17 protein-coding genes are annotated in these 14449 nt (G+C 29.7%); 15 read left to right on the top strand and 2 right to left on the bottom strand.

Annotated elements, in window-relative coordinates:
• Positions 1-13 precede the first annotated feature (13 nt).
• Entirely contained in the window at positions 14-886 is an 873-nt protein-coding gene (locus WAO74_RS00870; protein ID WP_422158886.1) for a DMT family transporter, read from the top strand.
• A 71-nt stretch (positions 887-957) separates the two neighbouring features.
• Here WAO74_RS00870 and WAO74_RS00865 read toward each other — a convergent pair whose 3' ends face one another.
• Both WAO74_RS00865 and WAO74_RS00860 read right to left on the bottom strand, forming a co-directional pair.
• Complete coding sequence (locus WAO74_RS00865; protein ID WP_422158884.1) at positions 958-3003, bottom strand: M16 family metallopeptidase; 2046 nt, start codon at positions 3001-3003, stop codon at positions 958-960.
• Between the two features lie 19 nt (positions 3004-3022).
• Positions 3023-4342 carry a M16 family metallopeptidase gene (locus WAO74_RS00860; RefSeq protein ID WP_422158882.1) on the bottom strand — a complete coding sequence of 440 codons (1320 nt, stop codon included), beginning with the start codon at positions 4340-4342 and terminating at the stop codon, positions 3023-3025.
• 266 nt (positions 4343-4608) lie between these two features.
• Here WAO74_RS00860 and rplU point away from each other — a divergent pair, with 266 nt between their 5' ends.
• The 14 genes from rplU (at position 4609) to WAO74_RS00790 (ending at position 14449) form a co-directional block, all read left to right on the top strand.
• Positions 4609-5268 (top strand): 50S ribosomal protein L21, encoded by a 660-nt coding sequence (gene rplU, locus WAO74_RS00855; protein WP_422158880.1) that lies wholly within the window; start codon positions 4609-4611, stop codon positions 5266-5268.
• A gap of 38 nt (positions 5269-5306) precedes the next feature.
• Positions 5307-5567: a 50S ribosomal protein L27 gene (gene rpmA / locus WAO74_RS00850; protein ID WP_036782547.1), complete on the top strand. Its 261-nt coding sequence runs from the start codon at positions 5307-5309 to the stop codon at positions 5565-5567.
• Positions 5568-5659: 92 nt separating this feature from the next.
• Positions 5660-6910 carry a 3-deoxy-D-manno-octulosonic acid transferase gene (locus WAO74_RS00845; protein WP_422158877.1) on the top strand — a complete coding sequence of 417 codons (1251 nt, stop codon included), beginning with the start codon at positions 5660-5662 and terminating at the stop codon, positions 6908-6910.
• 2 nt (positions 6911-6912) lie between these two features.
• Positions 6913-7470: a YeeE/YedE family protein gene (locus tag WAO74_RS00840; RefSeq protein WP_422158874.1), complete on the top strand. Its 558-nt coding sequence runs from the start codon at positions 6913-6915 to the stop codon at positions 7468-7470.
• A 1-nt stretch (position 7471) separates the two neighbouring features.
• Positions 7472-7885 carry a YeeE/YedE thiosulfate transporter family protein gene (locus WAO74_RS00835; protein WP_422158872.1) on the top strand — a complete coding sequence of 138 codons (414 nt, stop codon included), beginning with the start codon at positions 7472-7474 and terminating at the stop codon, positions 7883-7885.
• Positions 7886-8878, top strand: a complete 993-nt coding sequence (moaA, locus tag WAO74_RS00830) for a GTP 3',8-cyclase MoaA (protein WP_422158871.1) — start codon at positions 7886-7888, stop codon at positions 8876-8878.
• 151 nt (positions 8879-9029) lie between these two features.
• Positions 9030-9272 carry a type II toxin-antitoxin system ParD family antitoxin gene (locus WAO74_RS00825; RefSeq protein ID WP_422158870.1) on the top strand — a complete coding sequence of 81 codons (243 nt, stop codon included), beginning with the start codon at positions 9030-9032 and terminating at the stop codon, positions 9270-9272.
• Entirely contained in the window at positions 9259-9552 is a 294-nt protein-coding gene (locus WAO74_RS00820) for a type II toxin-antitoxin system RelE/ParE family toxin (RefSeq protein WP_422158868.1), read from the top strand. Before WAO74_RS00825 ends, WAO74_RS00820 begins: the two co-directional genes overlap by 14 nt.
• Positions 9553-10740, top strand: coding sequence for a molybdopterin molybdotransferase MoeA (locus WAO74_RS00815; protein ID WP_422158867.1), 1188 nt, complete (start codon positions 9553-9555; stop codon positions 10738-10740). It begins immediately after the preceding gene.
• A 51-nt stretch (positions 10741-10791) separates the two neighbouring features.
• On the top strand, positions 10792-11148 hold the full coding sequence (locus WAO74_RS00810; protein WP_422158866.1) for a four helix bundle protein: 357 nt from the start codon (positions 10792-10794) through the stop codon (positions 11146-11148).
• 25 nt (positions 11149-11173) lie between these two features.
• Positions 11174-11647: a cyclic pyranopterin monophosphate synthase MoaC gene (gene moaC / locus WAO74_RS00805; protein WP_422158865.1), complete on the top strand. Its 474-nt coding sequence runs from the start codon at positions 11174-11176 to the stop codon at positions 11645-11647.
• 92 nt (positions 11648-11739) lie between these two features.
• On the top strand, positions 11740-12870 hold the full coding sequence (gene mobA, locus WAO74_RS00800; protein ID WP_422158863.1) for a molybdenum cofactor guanylyltransferase: 1131 nt from the start codon (positions 11740-11742) through the stop codon (positions 12868-12870).
• The gene (locus WAO74_RS00795; protein WP_422158862.1) at positions 12867-13973 is read left to right on the top strand and encodes a HesA/MoeB/ThiF family protein; all 1107 of its coding nucleotides are present in this window, start codon (positions 12867-12869) and stop codon (positions 13971-13973) included. The genes mobA and WAO74_RS00795 overlap by 4 nt, the downstream gene beginning before the upstream one ends.
• Positions 13973-14449, top strand: a complete 477-nt coding sequence (locus WAO74_RS00790) for a hypothetical protein (RefSeq protein WP_422158861.1) — start codon at positions 13973-13975, stop codon at positions 14447-14449. The genes WAO74_RS00795 and WAO74_RS00790 overlap by 1 nt, the downstream gene beginning before the upstream one ends.

Below are 14449 nucleotides of genomic sequence, written 5' to 3'. Positions count from 1 at the left end.
TTTAAGAAAAGCGATGAACAATCAACAAAAAAAATGGCTGTATTTAATTTTACTTTCTTTAGTTTGGGGTAGTTCTTTTATTCTAATGAAGAAAGCCTTAATTGGTTTAACGCCAATACAATTAGGAGCTTTAAGAATTTTAATTGCAGGGTTTTTTTTATTATTGATAGGTTTTAAAAGTCTAAAAAAAATACAAAAAAAACATTATAAGCATATTTTATCTACAGCAATTTTAGGTACTTTTTTACCTGTATTTTTATTTGCGTATGCTGTAAAAGGTATAGATAGTTCTATTACATCAATTTTAAATTCTCTAACACCATTTAACACTTTTATTGTAGGAGTTTTGGCTTTTGGATTTACATTTAAAAGGCAACAATTTATTGGAATTTTTATAGGTTTATTAGGCACTCTTTTATTGATATTAAAAGGGGCAGATTTGAATCCAAATCAGAATTATTGGTTTGCTATTTTAGTTGTTTTTGCTTCTATTGGATATGCTTTTAATGTAAATATTGTAAAGAAACATTTAAGTGATCTTAGTGCATTAAGCATAGTTGCAGGTAATTTTCTTTTAATGGTTATTCCTGCTGCAATTGTTTTGTCTTTTACAGGTTTTTTCGAAACCTTCGAAGCTACAGAAACAAAGTTAACAGCTATAGGTTATATTACTATTTTGGCTGTTTTTGGTACTGGAATTGCCAAAATATTTTATAATAAATTGGTACACATGGCATCTCCTGTTTTTGCATCATCTGTTACTTATTTAATTCCAATAGTGGCTATTTTTTGGGGAGTTTTAGATGGCGAAAAAATAAGTATACTTCAGTTTTTTGCAGGTATAATTATTTTATTGGGTGTGTATTTGGTGAATAAGAAAAAGTAAATAATCAGAAAAATAAAAAGAGCCAAAACGTAAAGTTTTGGCTCTTTTATCAAATTTATTGTTGAAAAGATTTATTTAAAATCGGCATCTGTAACACCTTCATTTATTTTAACTTCTTTTACTTCGAACTTTAAATCCATAGGACCCATTTTTTGACCAATAGCATATGGAAATAGAATTCCATTCACTTCTCTGTAATCGCTAAAAGTTGTTGGGCTTTCTACATCTCCATTTGGAGTTTTCACTGTTTTTACTTCTTTCGCTTTTAAACCTGTTTTTGTATTGTAAAAAACTTGTGTATCATTAAAAACAATAACGTAATAGTTTTCACCATCTATAGGCTCTATTCTATCTAACGTACCTTTTGCGTAAGCAACATCAGAAAAAGGAACTAAATTAGCTTTTGCTTCAGCAATTTGCTCTGGTTGCATATCCATTTTCTGACCTCTTGCCTCTTGATAACCTGTTGTGCCATCAAATACAGCTTTAGAAGCTACATTACCCATCACAGAAATTACTTGGGAAGTTTTATTGGGTTCAGATGCTTTCATGGTTAAAACTAAAGGTGTTCCTTGAATGCTACCATTTGCAACCATCATTGTGCTTTTAACAGCCATCACTTTTTCTTTACCTCCAATTACCTCAAAATATTTGTCAACTACATTTGCAGCTGTCATGCCCTCTGGAATTGGTAATGTCATTGCTGGTTTTTCTGTTGGGTTTCCTTCGTTGTCAAAATATTTAATTACATAATCTGTTTTTTCAAGATTATCAAGAACATCAATACCTTTTCCTGTAATTACAATTCTTGCTTGGTCTCCTCTAAAGTATTTAATTGCTGCGTTTTGAACATCTTCTATAGTTACTGCATTTATATTTTTTAAGTAGTTTTCGTAATAATCATCAGGTAAATTATATAATTCTCTGTTTAATGCATAACTCGCAATTGTTTCTGGTTTCTGAACATTGATCACAAAACTACCAACATATTTTGCTTTTGCTTGTTTTAGTTCTTCTTCTGTAATTTTTTGATAACGAATTGTATTTATTTCTTTCATCATTTCAACTACAGAACTGTCTGTTACTACATTTCTTACACTTGCAGTTGCTCTAAATGTTGCAGCATTTCTACTTTGCCTTACATTCGAGTATGAGCCATAAGTATATCCTTTATCTTCTCTTAAGTTAGAATATAAACGTGCAGTAGCTCCTCCACCTAAAATACTATTGGCTAAAAGAACTGCATAATAATCTTTATCTCCTAATTTTAGTTCGATATTATTGATAATTGCAATTTCAGATTGCACTGCATTATCCATATTTACAAAATTAATTTCTGTAGTTTTAACATTTGTAGGTTCAGGAATATCAACTGTTGGTATTTCACTAGCTTTCCATTCACTAAATAAATTTTTTACTAACTTTTTAATTTCTTTAGGATTTATATCTCCTTGAATAATTAAATAGGCATTGTTAGGTCTGTAATAAGTATTGTAATTTTCTTTTACATCAGCTAAGGTGATATTGTTAACGGTTTCTTTAGATACAAACTCACCATAAGGATGATTTGCACCATAAGTTAATAAATTCTCAACCCTTCTTGCAATACTTGTAACGCTTTTCTCATTACTTTTTATTCCGTCTAAAGTTATCTTTTGTTCTTTATCAAACTCTTCTTGCGAAAATTGTGAGTTTTTTACGCCATCTGCCATCAAACCTAAAACTTCTTCGAAATATCTTTTAAGAGAAAAAGCATAAGCAGAAGAACTACCAAAGCCAATGTTTGCTCCTAAAAAGTCTACACGTTCGTTAAATGCATCTTTAGTTATTGAAGGAGTTCCTCTTCCTAAAAGACTTCCCATCATACTAGATACTCCTGCTTTATCACCTTCAAAAATAGGTTGATTGTCTATTGTTAGTGTTGCAGAAGCTCTTGGTAATTTATGGTTTTCTACCATAATTATAGTTAAGCCATTGTCTAATTTAAATTTTTCTGCTTTTCCAAATTTTACTTCAGGAGCTGGGCCTGGACTAGGTTTTTTAGTCCTGTCAACTTGCGCATTTAGTGTAAAACAAATTGTTAAAATGGCTAAAAGCGATATTATTTTTGTTTTCATAATATTCATATCTTGTGTATTATTTCTTTTGTGATTCTGGTAAATATTCTAAAACTAATCTTTGATTTGGCATTAGATATTTTTTTGCTACTTCCCTTATTTCTTCTCTAGTAATTGATCTAAAAATATCAATTTCTGTATTAATTAAATTGGTATCTCCAAACATTACATAGTATTGAGCTAAAGAGCCTGCAATACCTTGAACTGTAGCATTAGAGTTTACAAATCTGTTTTCAAATTGATTTTGTAATTTTTGATAATCGTTTTCTGAAATTAACTCCGTTTGTAGCTTCACGATTTCTTCATCAATTTCTTTAAGCAATGCCTCTAATGTAGTTTCTCCTTGCGTTAATCCATACAATATATAAGTTCCATAATCTTCTTGACTAAGGTTGATAGCGCCAGTTTGTAATGCCATTTTCTTTTCGTCAACTAATTTTTTATATAATACAGAGCTTCTACCTGTACTTAAATAAGAAGAAATCATATCTAAAACTCTAGAGTCTTTCGTAACCATAGAAGGTGTTCTGTAAGCAGCCATAATTGCAGGGATGCTAATATTAGCATCATAAGCTTTAGCTTCTATAGTTTCAGTAATTGGATCCTCTTTTGGAAAGTTTCTTTCAATTTCTGCACCTCTAGGAATAGATCCAAAGTAATCTTGAATCATTTTTTTAACTTCTGTTTTGTTAATATCACCAGCAACTACTAATGTTCCATTATTAGGCACATAATATTTTTTATTAAAGGCTTTAAATTCTTCTAAAGTAGCTGCATCTAAATGCTCCATTTTACCAATAGTAGTTCCTTTATATGGATGTTTTTGAAAAATATGTTTTTTTACATTTTCTAAAAACTTACCATAAGGCTGGTTATCTACCCTTAACCTTTTTTCTTCTTTTACTACTTCATTTTGCGTATCAACCCCAACTTGTTCTATAACAGGATGTAATAATCTTTCAGATTCTAACCATAAACCAGTTGCAACTTCATTAGAAGGAAACTGCTCAAAGTAGTAAGTTCTGTCATCATCTGTAGTTGCATTTCCACTTCCTCCAGCAGAAGATACAATTTTATCCCATTCTCCTCTTTCTATATTTTTTGTACCTTCAAAAAGTAAATGTTCAAAAAAGTGAGCCATTCCAGTTCTGTCTGGCTGTTCATCTTTAGCGCCAACATGATAGTAAGTAGCTATAAAAGCTACAGGTGCAGAGTTATCTTGATGCAAAATTACATGCATTCCATTACTTAAATCATACTCTTCAAACTCTACTTTCTGTGCATTTGCTGTAAAAGCGAATAACATTGCAGAAGCAAGAGATAAAATACTTTTCTTCATTGATTTTTATTTAGTTAATAATTTACATTTATAATTTGACGCAATCTTTTTCCTTTTGTTACATAAGATACTCAGAAATTGCCAATGCCAAAAATAATAAAGCTTTTTCTAAAAAAAGAGTTAAAACTCACGAATATCCTAATAATTTGAATAAGATAAATTTATATTTATCAAAGTTGGTGATATGTAAAAAATATGTATATTTGCATCCGCATTTTAAAGAAGTAAAGTGCTTATAATTAGTATTAATACGCAAAACAAATAGTATGTACGCAATCGTAGAGATAGCAGGGCAGCAGTTTAAAGTAGCAAAAGACCAAAAAGTATACGTACATCGTTTACAAGGTGAAGAAGGATCGAAGGTAACTTTTGATAACGTTCTTTTACTTGATAATGCAGGTAGTATAACAATTGGCGCCCCAGCTATAGAAGGAGCTTCAGTGACAGCTCAAATTCTAAGTCACTTAAAAGGTGATAAAGTAATCGTTTTCAAAAAGAAAAGAAGAAAAGGTTACCAAAAGAAAAATGGTCACAGACAATATTTAAGCGAAATTCAAATTGAATCTATTGCTGCAACTGGTTCTAAAAAAGCTGCTCCAAAAAAGGAAGAAGCTAAAGTAGAAGCTCCAAAAGCGAAAGCTAAAAAAGCTACTGCAAAAAAATCAGATAAAGCAGACGATTTAAAGAAAATTGAAGGAGCAGGACCTAAAGCTGCAGAAGCTTTAGTAAATGCAGGTTTAGATACTTTTGCAAAAGTTGCAAAAACAGATGCTGCTAAATTAAGCGAAATCTTAACAGAAGCAAGTTCTAGGCTTTCTCATATTGTTACAGATACTTGGCCAGCGCAAGCTAGTTTAGCTGCTGAAGGTAAGTGGGACGAATTAAAAGAATTACAAGATAAATTAGATGGTGGTATTGCAAAATAACCCGTCAATTTAATTTTAACCTATAAAAACTCAAGAAAATGGCACATAAAAAAGGTGTAGGAAGTTCGAAGAATGGTAGAGAATCAGAATCGAAAAGACTTGGAGTAAAAATATTTGGAGGACAAGCTGCAATTGCAGGTAATATTATTGTTCGTCAAAGAGGTACAACTCACAATCCAGGAGAAAACGTTTACATGGGTAAAGATCATACTTTACATGCAAAGGTTGATGGAGTAGTTGAATTCCGTAAGAAAAAAGACAATAGGTCTTATGTTTCTATAACTCCATTTGAAGCTTAATTTTTTAAGTTAACAAATTATAAACGCTCAAACATTTATTTGTTTGAGCGTTTTTGCTTTTTTAAACATTTGCATTTTGTACTTTTACCAAGATGGAATTTTTATATAATTTTATTGTTTTTGTAGCCACTTTCTTTTTAGGAATAATAGGTTTATTTCATAAAAAAATAAACCTTTTTATTGATGGAAGAAAAGAAACATTCTCTAAAATTAGTTCTCTAAAAAATGAAAATACCATATGGTTTCATGCAGCTTCTTTGGGTGAATTTGAGCAAGCAATACCAATTATTGAAAAGATAAAAAAGGACTACAATCATTATAAAATTTTAGTTACTTTTTTTTCTCCTTCAGGTTATGAAGTTCGCAAAAATTATAAGTTGGCAGATGTTGTTTGTTATTTGCCATTAGATTCTAAATCGAATGCCAAAAAGTTTGTAGAAATTGTAAATCCAAAAATGGCAATTTTTATAAAATATGAGTTTTGGCCTAATTTTTTAAATGAATTGAAAAGGAAAGAAATTCCAACTATTTTAGTATCAGGAATTTTAAGAAAAAATCAAGTATTTTTTAAATGGTATGGAGGTTTTATGCGAAAATCGTTAGAAGCTTTTCATCATTTTTTTGTTCAGAATCAAACATCAAAAGACTTATTGAACGCTATCAATTTTAAAAATATAACAATTGCAGGAGATACACGTTTTGATAGAGTTTCTAAAATTTTAGAACAAGATAATTCGCTTTATTTTATTGATGAATTTAAAAATAATCAATACTTAATGGTTGCTGGAAGCACTTGGATAGAAGATGAAGAATTATTGGTGAATTACATTAATAAAAATGCATCTGAAAATGAAAAGTTTATAATTGCTCCACATAACATGAATAGTGATGCGATTTTTGAATTGCAAAAATCTATTAATAAAAAAACAATTTTGTATAGTACTGTCAATTCGAGCGCAGTCGAGAATTCTTTAAAACTATCAGAATACCAAGTTTTTATAATTGATACCATTGGAATTTTGACTAAAATTTATGCAGTGGCAGACGTTGCTTATGTTGGTGGAGGTTTAAAAACAGGCTTACATAATATTTTAGAGCCAGCAACTTTTGGGATTCCTGTGGTTATTGGCAATGAATATAGTAAATTTAAAGAAGCTGTAGATTTAGTTCAATTAAATGGATGTATTTCAATAGCAAATCAATCAGAATTTTCGAGTATTTTTATAAAACTAAAGGAAAATGAAGATTTTAGAAAATCAACAGGAAAAATAAATAAAAAATATATCCAAGAAAATCTTGGAGCAACAAAATTAATTATGAATTATTTAAAAACACAATTGTAAAAATGGATTTTATATTACAACCTTGGCCTTGGTATGTAGGAGGTCCTTTAATAGCAATTACACTTTTATTGTACTTTTATTTTGGTAAAAATTTCGGAATTTCAACAAATTTCGAAACGCTTTGTACAATATCTGGCGCTGGAAAAATTTCTGAGTACTTTAAAAAGGATTGGAAAGAACGTGATTTTGCGTTACTTTTTGTAATGGGTTTAATTATAGGCGGTGCTATTTCATATCATTTTTTAATTCCAAATCAAAGTATAGATTTAAATCCAAAAACAGTTCAAGAATTGCAAGAAATTGGTTTTACAAATGTGCGTGAAAGCTTTTTTCCTGCTGAAATTTTTAGTGCAGAATCAGCACTCTCTCTAAAAGGGTTTATCATTTTAGTGCTTTCTGGTTTTTTAGTTGGTTTTGGAACACGTTATGCTGGTGGTTGTACTTCTGGTCATGCAATAACTGGCTTAAGTAGCTTGCAACTTCCTTCTTTATTAGCTGTTATTGGTTTCTTTATTGGAGGAATTATTGCAGCTTGGTTTATCATCCCTTTAATTTTTTAAAATGAAAAATAGTAGATTTTTATTATTAGGTATATTTTTTGCAATTGTTTTGAGTAAAACAGAGGCAATTTCTTGGTTCAGATATTATGAAATGTTTCGCTTTCAATCGTTTCATATGTTTGGAATTATAGGTGGAGCAGTCGCAGTTTCTCTTGTTTTTATGCAATTGTTTAAAAGTGGAAAAATAAAAGATATCAATGGGAATAAAATAGCCCCAACACCAAAGAAAAAAGGAGTTGTAAGCACCATTTTTGGAGGAACTTTATTTGGTTTAGGCTGGGGTATTTCTGGAGCTTGTGCAGGGCCAATTTTTGTAATGTTGGGTTTTGAGTTAGTACCAGCAATCATATTGCTATTTTCAGCATTAATTGGAGCTTTTGTGTATGGCTTGGTAAGTAAAAAACTACCAAATTAAATGAGCAAATTAACAGACAGTTTTGGAAGACAAATAGAATATGTGCGATTAGCAGTTACTGATCGCTGTAATTTGCGCTGCCAATATTGTATGCCTGCTCATGGAATTGATATCGTTCCAAGACAAGAGTTACTCACTTTTAAAGAAATGTATCGCTTAATTCGTGTATTAACAGAATTAGGCGTGAATAAAGTGCGCTTAACAGGAGGAGAACCTTTTGTGCGTAAAGACTTTGTCGGGTTTTTAGAAATGTTGTCTTATAACGATTTGTTAGATGCCATAAACATCACTACAAATGGTGCATTAATTTCGCATCATATTGATAAAATTGAGCAGCTTAAAAAAGTAAAGAATATCAATTTAAGTATCGATAGTTTACAAAGAGAAAAGTTTGCGAAAATTACAAGAAGAGACGTTTTTCCAGAAGTTTATAAAACTTTTGAATTGCTTGAAAAAAGCAGTTTAAATTTAAAATTAAATGTGGTTGTGCAATCAGGTTTTAATACAGATGAAATTGTTGATTTTGTTCGATTGACAAAAGATAAAAATGTTGCTGTTCGATTTATTGAAGAAATGCCTTTTAATGGAAAAGGTCAGCGTGAAATGCAGGAGAATTGGACATTTAATAAAATTTTAAATGAAATAAAAACCGAGTTTTCTGTAGCTGAAATAAAATCAGAAAAATCGTCAACTTCTAGAAATTATAAAATTGATAATCATTTAGGAACTGTTGGCATAATTCCTGCATTTACAAGAACAATTTGCAACGATTGTAATCGAATTAGAATTACAAGTACAGGTACTTTTAAAAATTGTTTGTTTGATGATGGAGTTTTTAATTTGCGAGATTTTATAAGAAAAGGAGCCTCTAATGACGATTTAAAAGAGCTTTTTTTAAGTTTGATAAAAGAAAAACCAGAAAACGGATTTATTGCAGAAGCAAATAGAAAAAAAGGGAGCGTTTCTGAAAGTATGAGTACAATTGGAGGTTAGAAAAGCCCATCTTAATATTACCAAAGAGAAGAAATACTAGTGTTTTATTAGCATTGTCATTTCTTAGTAGCCAAGAATCTAAAAATATCTAAAGATTTTCTTTATTTAAAGTGATGCAAAAAATAACTATATTGCATCAAAATGATTCAATATGGAAACTGTCAGAAAATCAATAACATTTACAAGTCAACAAAATGAATGGATTCGTCTTCAAATTGAAAAAGGAGATTTTACCAACGATAGTGAGTATATAAGAGATTTAGTAAGAAAAGATCAATCTGAAAACTTAAAACTTTTAGAATTAAAAAATGCAATAGATGAAGGCTTTAATAGCGGAGTAAGTTCTAAAAGTATTTCTGATTTGATGAAAGAAGTTGATAATGGGAACTTATAAATTATCGACAGCCGCTACTAAGGATATTATTGGTATTTATAAATTTGGAATTAAAACTTTTGGGAGTAATCAAGCTAAAAGTTATGTAAATTCATTAGAAAGGTTTATTAAGGAGTTGGCTTCAAGAAATGAATTAGCAAGAGATGCCTCAATTTTTGCGAGAAATCTGAAATATTATCGTTATAAATCTCATGTAATTTTTTATGTTTTTGATGCATCAGAAGAGATTTTTATTATAAGAATTTTAGGAAAAAGAATGGACTTTATTCAACATTTATAGATGATTACAGTAAAAGAAGCAAAAAATATCATTTTAAACTCAACCCAAAATTTTGGAGTTGAAGAAATTCCATTTCTAAAATCTGTTGGTAGAGTTTTAAAAGAAGATATTTTTGCAGACAGAGATTTTCCACCATTTAATAGAGTTTCTATGGATGGAATTGTAATTGATTTTTCATCATTTAAAAACGGACAAAGAAGTTTTAAAATTGAAGGAATTCAAGCTGCAGGAAGTGAACAAATCACTTTAATAAACCTCGAAAATTGCATAGAAGTAATGACAGGTTCAGTTTTGCCAAAAAATGCAAATACTGTTATTAGATATGAAGATGTAAGGATTGAAAACGGAATTGCAAAAATTTTAATAGATGAAGTCTGTCACTTTCAGAATATTCATCAGAAAGGAAAAGACAAATCTGAAGGAGATATTTTAATTTTTAAAAATACTATTATTTCCTCAGCTGAAATTGGTGTTTTAGCAACTGTTGGAAAAGAATTTGTAAAAGTTGCCAAACAGCCAAAAGTGATGATTATTTCTACAGGAGATGAGTTGGTTGAAGTGCATCAATTTCCATTGGAACATCAAATTAGAAGAAGCAATGTTTTTACTTTGGTTTCTTTGTTAGAAAGGTTGCAAATTTATTCAGAGACTGATCACATTACTGATGACAAACCAGTTTTAAAACAGAAAATTGAAACCTATTTAAAAGAATATGATGTTTTGCTTTTTAGTGGAGCAGTTAGCAAAGGTAAGTTCGATTTTTTACCAGAAGTTTTTAAAGAATTAGGGGTAGAAAAACTATTTCATCAAGTTGCTCAAAGACCTGGAAAACCATTTTGGTTTGGACAGACAAATATGTGTAAAATATTTGCGTTTCCTGGAAATCCGGTATCAACTTTTGTAAATTGTTTGGCGTATTTTTATCCTTGGTATTTCAAATCAGTAGGATTAGAAAAGCAAGAAGAAACTGCAATTTTAGCAGAAGATGTAACTTTTAAACCTAATTTAACTTATTTTTTACAAGTAAAATTAAGCTACAGATTTGGGCATTTAATTGCAACTCCTATTATTGGAAATGGTTCTGGAGATTTAACAAGTTTAGTAAATGCAGATGCTTTTATTGAATTGCCAAATGATAAAAACGAGTTTAAATCAGGAGAAGTTTTTAAAATAATCATATATCGATAATCATTAGTTTTAAGTGTTTAGTTTTGAGAGTTAAGTAAAAAAATAGGAGTTATGAAAGAAAGTATCGTTCAAAGAAAAAGTTTCGAATTTTCTTTAAAAATAATTTCGCTATATAAACAGTTGCAACAAGAAAAAGAATTTATAATTTCAAAACAAATTTTAAGAAGTGGAACTTCAATTGGTGCAAATATAGAAGAGGCTTTGGCAGGACAAAGTAAGCGAGATTTTATTGCCAAAATGTCTATTTCCTCAAAAGAAGCAAGAGAAACTAAATATTGGTTACGATTATTAAAAGAAAGTGAATTAACAAATTTAGATGTGAATTCATTAATTTTGGATATTCACGAATTAATTAGAATTTTAACTTCTATTGTTAAAACTTCTCAAGGCAACATAACTAAAAACTAAACATTTAAAACTAAAAACTATTTAAATGAATTTTACACATTTAAATTCCAAAAACAACCCTAAAATGGTAAATGTTTCTGACAAGAAAATTACCAAAAGAACAGCAATTGCAAAAGCTACGATGTTTTTAGGAAAAGAAGTGATTTCTCATTTTACAAATGATGAATTAATTACCAAAAAAGGACCTGTTTTTCAAACGGCGATTATAGCAGGAATTCAAGGTGTAAAAAAAACGTCTGAATTAATTCCAATGTGTCACCCATTATTAATTAATGGAGTAGATATTGATATTAATATCATTGATTCAGAAAATATAGAAGTTTTTTGTAAAGTAACTATTGAAGGCAAAACTGGTGTTGAAATGGAAGCTTTAACTGGCGCAAATATTACTTGCTTAACTATTTATGATATGTGCAAAAGTATCAGTCAAAAAATGGTAATTAAAGAAGTGAAGTTGTTAGAAAAAACAGGAGGAAAATCGGATGTTAAAAACAGCTAATCCTTCTGTCATTCCTTCGTAGGCAGGAATCCAAAACACCAAGAGTAAAAAATTATAAGATTTCTGCTTTTGCAGTAATGACAAAGTAAAAAATGAGTAAACACAAAAAACATACAAACTTAGAAAGAAGAAATAGCGATAATTTTGCACCCAATGAAATTGCTATTTTGGGCACAAATTGTACTATTATTTCTGACTTAGTGCATAAAGTTTCAGAAAAATTATCAAACTATAAATTGGCTTATTTTGATGCTTCTCATGCAAAATCTATCAACTGCGCTCGAGATGACAGCAATTACGTTTTATCAGAATATACTTTTCATCATAAAGGAAATGTCCAAATTACAACTTCTGGGTATGTAAATGTATATCAACAACGTCTAGATTTTGCACAATATGATTATGTTTTTATCAATGGAAATCATTATCAAGGAGCCAAACAAATTTTAATTTTAGACGAAGCAAAAGAAGCTTCCGTTTTAAAAAGATTAGAGCAATTAGACAGTATTCAATTTATTATCAAACTAAAAAAGGAAACCGAATTCTTTTCTTTTTTGGTGGAGAAATATCCGAAAATCAAAAATAAAATTTGTTATACAATTGATCAGGTTGATAAAATTTCTATGCACATCAATAACCTAATCCAAGAAAAAATTGCACCCATAAAAGGTTTGGTTTTGGTGGGTGGAAAAAGCACAAGAATGGGAACAGATAAATCTGAACTCAGTTATTATGGGAAACCACAAAAAGAATTCGCAAAAGAATTACTAGAAAATAGCAATTTAGAAACGTTTTATTCTGTTGAAAAAGTAATAAATAATGAGGATGAAATTTCAGATAAATTTCTAAATCTAGGTCCTTTTGGCGGAATTTGTTCTGCGTTTCAAAAAGACCCAAATTCAGCTTGGTTAGTGTTGGCAACAGATGTTCCTTTTATAAATGATGAAATAATTCAACAATTATTAAAACATCGAAATCCGAGTAAAGTTGCGACAGCAATTAAAGGAAAAAATAAGGAATTTGTTGAGCCACTGATTTCCATTTACGAACCCAAAGCATATCCTATTTTATTACAATATTTGGCACAAGGGTATTCTTGTCCAAGAAAAATGTTAATTAATTCTGATGTTGAAATCGTAGAAATTGATGATGATTTTATCAGGAATATCAATACAAAAGAAGAGTTTGAAATGGCTAAAAAAGAGATTCATAATCGATTATGAAACCAACAAAAAATCAACTTTTTAATCGTCAAATTACTTTATCAGAAATTGGTGAAGTTGGGCAACAAAAACTACAAAACGCATCAGTTTTGGTGGTTGGTTGTGGAGGTTTGGGAAGTCCGATTGCAGTGTATTTGGCTTCAAGTGGAGTTGGAAAACTTCATTTAGTAGATTTTGACACAATTGATATTTCTAATTTACACAGACAAGTTTTTTATAGTTTAAAAGATGTTGGCAAACCAAAATCTAAAGTTCTACGTAAGTTTATCAAAGAAAGAGCACCTTTCACAGAGGTTAATTCCATGAACAAACCAATCACAAAAGAGAATGTTTTTGAGCTGATTGAAAACGTTGATATTGTTGTGGATGGAACAGATTCGCTACCCACTAAATATTTGTTAAATGACGCTTGTGTCATCCAAAACAAACCTTTGGTATATGGTTCTTTGTACAAGTTTGATGGTTATGTTGCAACTTTTAATGTATTGCAAAAAGATGGAAATTACTCAGCAAATTTAAGAGATGCTTTTCCAGATTTCTCGTCTTCGCTCGAAAGCACAGATATTCCTAATTGTGAAGAAGCTGGAACGTTAAATTCTATTGTAGGAATCATTGCAATGCAGCAAGTTAATGAGGTTTTAAAAATTATTACAGGAATAGGAAAACCCTTAACAAACGAATTGCTAATTTATAATTCGTTGCAAAATACACAGTTTAAAATGAAGTTGAAATCGGTTTTTACCAAAGAAAAAATTAAGAAGATTTTTAAAGTACAAACATATGTTGATGTGGTTTGTGCAAGTCAAAATGCTGATTGGCAAATATCTGCAGCTGAATTAAAACAACGCTTGTCATTTCGAACGCAGTCGAGAAATCTAGAAATTATTGCGGTTTTAGAAAATTTAAAATTACCTTTTAAAGTAAATCAAACCATTCACATTAACAATTTTGATGCTGAAAAAATCGATATTGATTATAATAAAACCTATGTCATGGTTTGTCAAAGAGGCTTAAATAGTTACAAAGCAACCGAAAAATTAAAAAATAAATATCCTGATTTAAAAGTATTAAATTTAACTGGTGGAATTTCTAGTTATGAGTAATGGATAAAAAAATAGTTGTTATATCTTTTGGTAAAAGATTTCTTTTAAGCAGAATTTTAGCTGCTTTATTTTATGCAACTGCTATTTTTCTTATTTATAATTATTTTGTTCTTCACAAAAAATTTGTCAGAATTCACGAATACATAGAAATGAGAAATGGGTTCTATTCAATTTTCATTTTACTATTTTTTGCTGTTAGATTTTCTTTAAACGTAAGTTTTCATTTTAATTTTGAAGAGATGAAGTATCGAAAATTTTATTATGTAGGACCAATTGGTTATGGAACTTGGAAAGAATTTAAAAAATTAGATAGAGTTTCTACCTTTTTAAATAGTAGAAATGAATGTGAAGTAAACATTTGGGATATTAGAAATAATAGATTTGAAATTGCCATTTTTGATGAAGTAGATCACGCTGTTTTGTATGGAAGAGATTTGGCAGAAACTCTTAAAATAAAGTTTTTAGAACGAAAATAA

Origin of the sequence: Polaribacter sp. (assembly GCF_049276715.1) — a bacterium.
Lineage (GTDB): Bacteria > Bacteroidota > Bacteroidia > Flavobacteriales > Flavobacteriaceae > Polaribacter.
This window is presented reverse-complemented; position numbering and strand designations above follow the sequence as displayed.

Bases quoted from the DNA above. Each gene is read 5' to 3' on its own strand.
- WAO74_RS00870 (WP_422158886.1), top strand. From the start codon at position 14: ATGAACAATCAACAAAAAAAATGGCTGTATTTAATTTTACTTTCTTTA.
- WAO74_RS00865 (WP_422158884.1), bottom strand. From the start codon at position 3,003: ATGAAAACAAAAATAATATCGCTTTTAGCCATTTTAACAATTTGTTTT.
- WAO74_RS00860 (WP_422158882.1), bottom strand. From the start codon at position 4,342: ATGAAGAAAAGTATTTTATCTCTTGCTTCTGCAATGTTATTCGCTTTT.
- rplU (WP_422158880.1), top strand. From the start codon at position 4,609: ATGTACGCAATCGTAGAGATAGCAGGGCAGCAGTTTAAAGTAGCAAAA.
- rpmA (WP_036782547.1), top strand. From the start codon at position 5,307: ATGGCACATAAAAAAGGTGTAGGAAGTTCGAAGAATGGTAGAGAATCA.
- WAO74_RS00845 (WP_422158877.1), top strand. From the start codon at position 5,660: ATGGAATTTTTATATAATTTTATTGTTTTTGTAGCCACTTTCTTTTTA.
- WAO74_RS00840 (WP_422158874.1), top strand. From the start codon at position 6,913: ATGGATTTTATATTACAACCTTGGCCTTGGTATGTAGGAGGTCCTTTA.
- WAO74_RS00835 (WP_422158872.1), top strand. From the start codon at position 7,472: ATGAAAAATAGTAGATTTTTATTATTAGGTATATTTTTTGCAATTGTT.
- moaA (WP_422158871.1), top strand. From the start codon at position 7,886: ATGAGCAAATTAACAGACAGTTTTGGAAGACAAATAGAATATGTGCGA.
- WAO74_RS00825 (WP_422158870.1), top strand. From the start codon at position 9,030: ATGGAAACTGTCAGAAAATCAATAACATTTACAAGTCAACAAAATGAA.
- WAO74_RS00820 (WP_422158868.1), top strand. From the start codon at position 9,259: ATGGGAACTTATAAATTATCGACAGCCGCTACTAAGGATATTATTGGT.
- WAO74_RS00815 (WP_422158867.1), top strand. From the start codon at position 9,553: ATGATTACAGTAAAAGAAGCAAAAAATATCATTTTAAACTCAACCCAA.
- WAO74_RS00810 (WP_422158866.1), top strand. From the start codon at position 10,792: ATGAAAGAAAGTATCGTTCAAAGAAAAAGTTTCGAATTTTCTTTAAAA.
- moaC (WP_422158865.1), top strand. From the start codon at position 11,174: ATGAATTTTACACATTTAAATTCCAAAAACAACCCTAAAATGGTAAAT.
- mobA (WP_422158863.1), top strand. From the start codon at position 11,740: ATGAGTAAACACAAAAAACATACAAACTTAGAAAGAAGAAATAGCGAT.
- WAO74_RS00795 (WP_422158862.1), top strand. From the start codon at position 12,867: ATGAAACCAACAAAAAATCAACTTTTTAATCGTCAAATTACTTTATCA.
- WAO74_RS00790 (WP_422158861.1), top strand. From the start codon at position 13,973: ATGGATAAAAAAATAGTTGTTATATCTTTTGGTAAAAGATTTCTTTTA.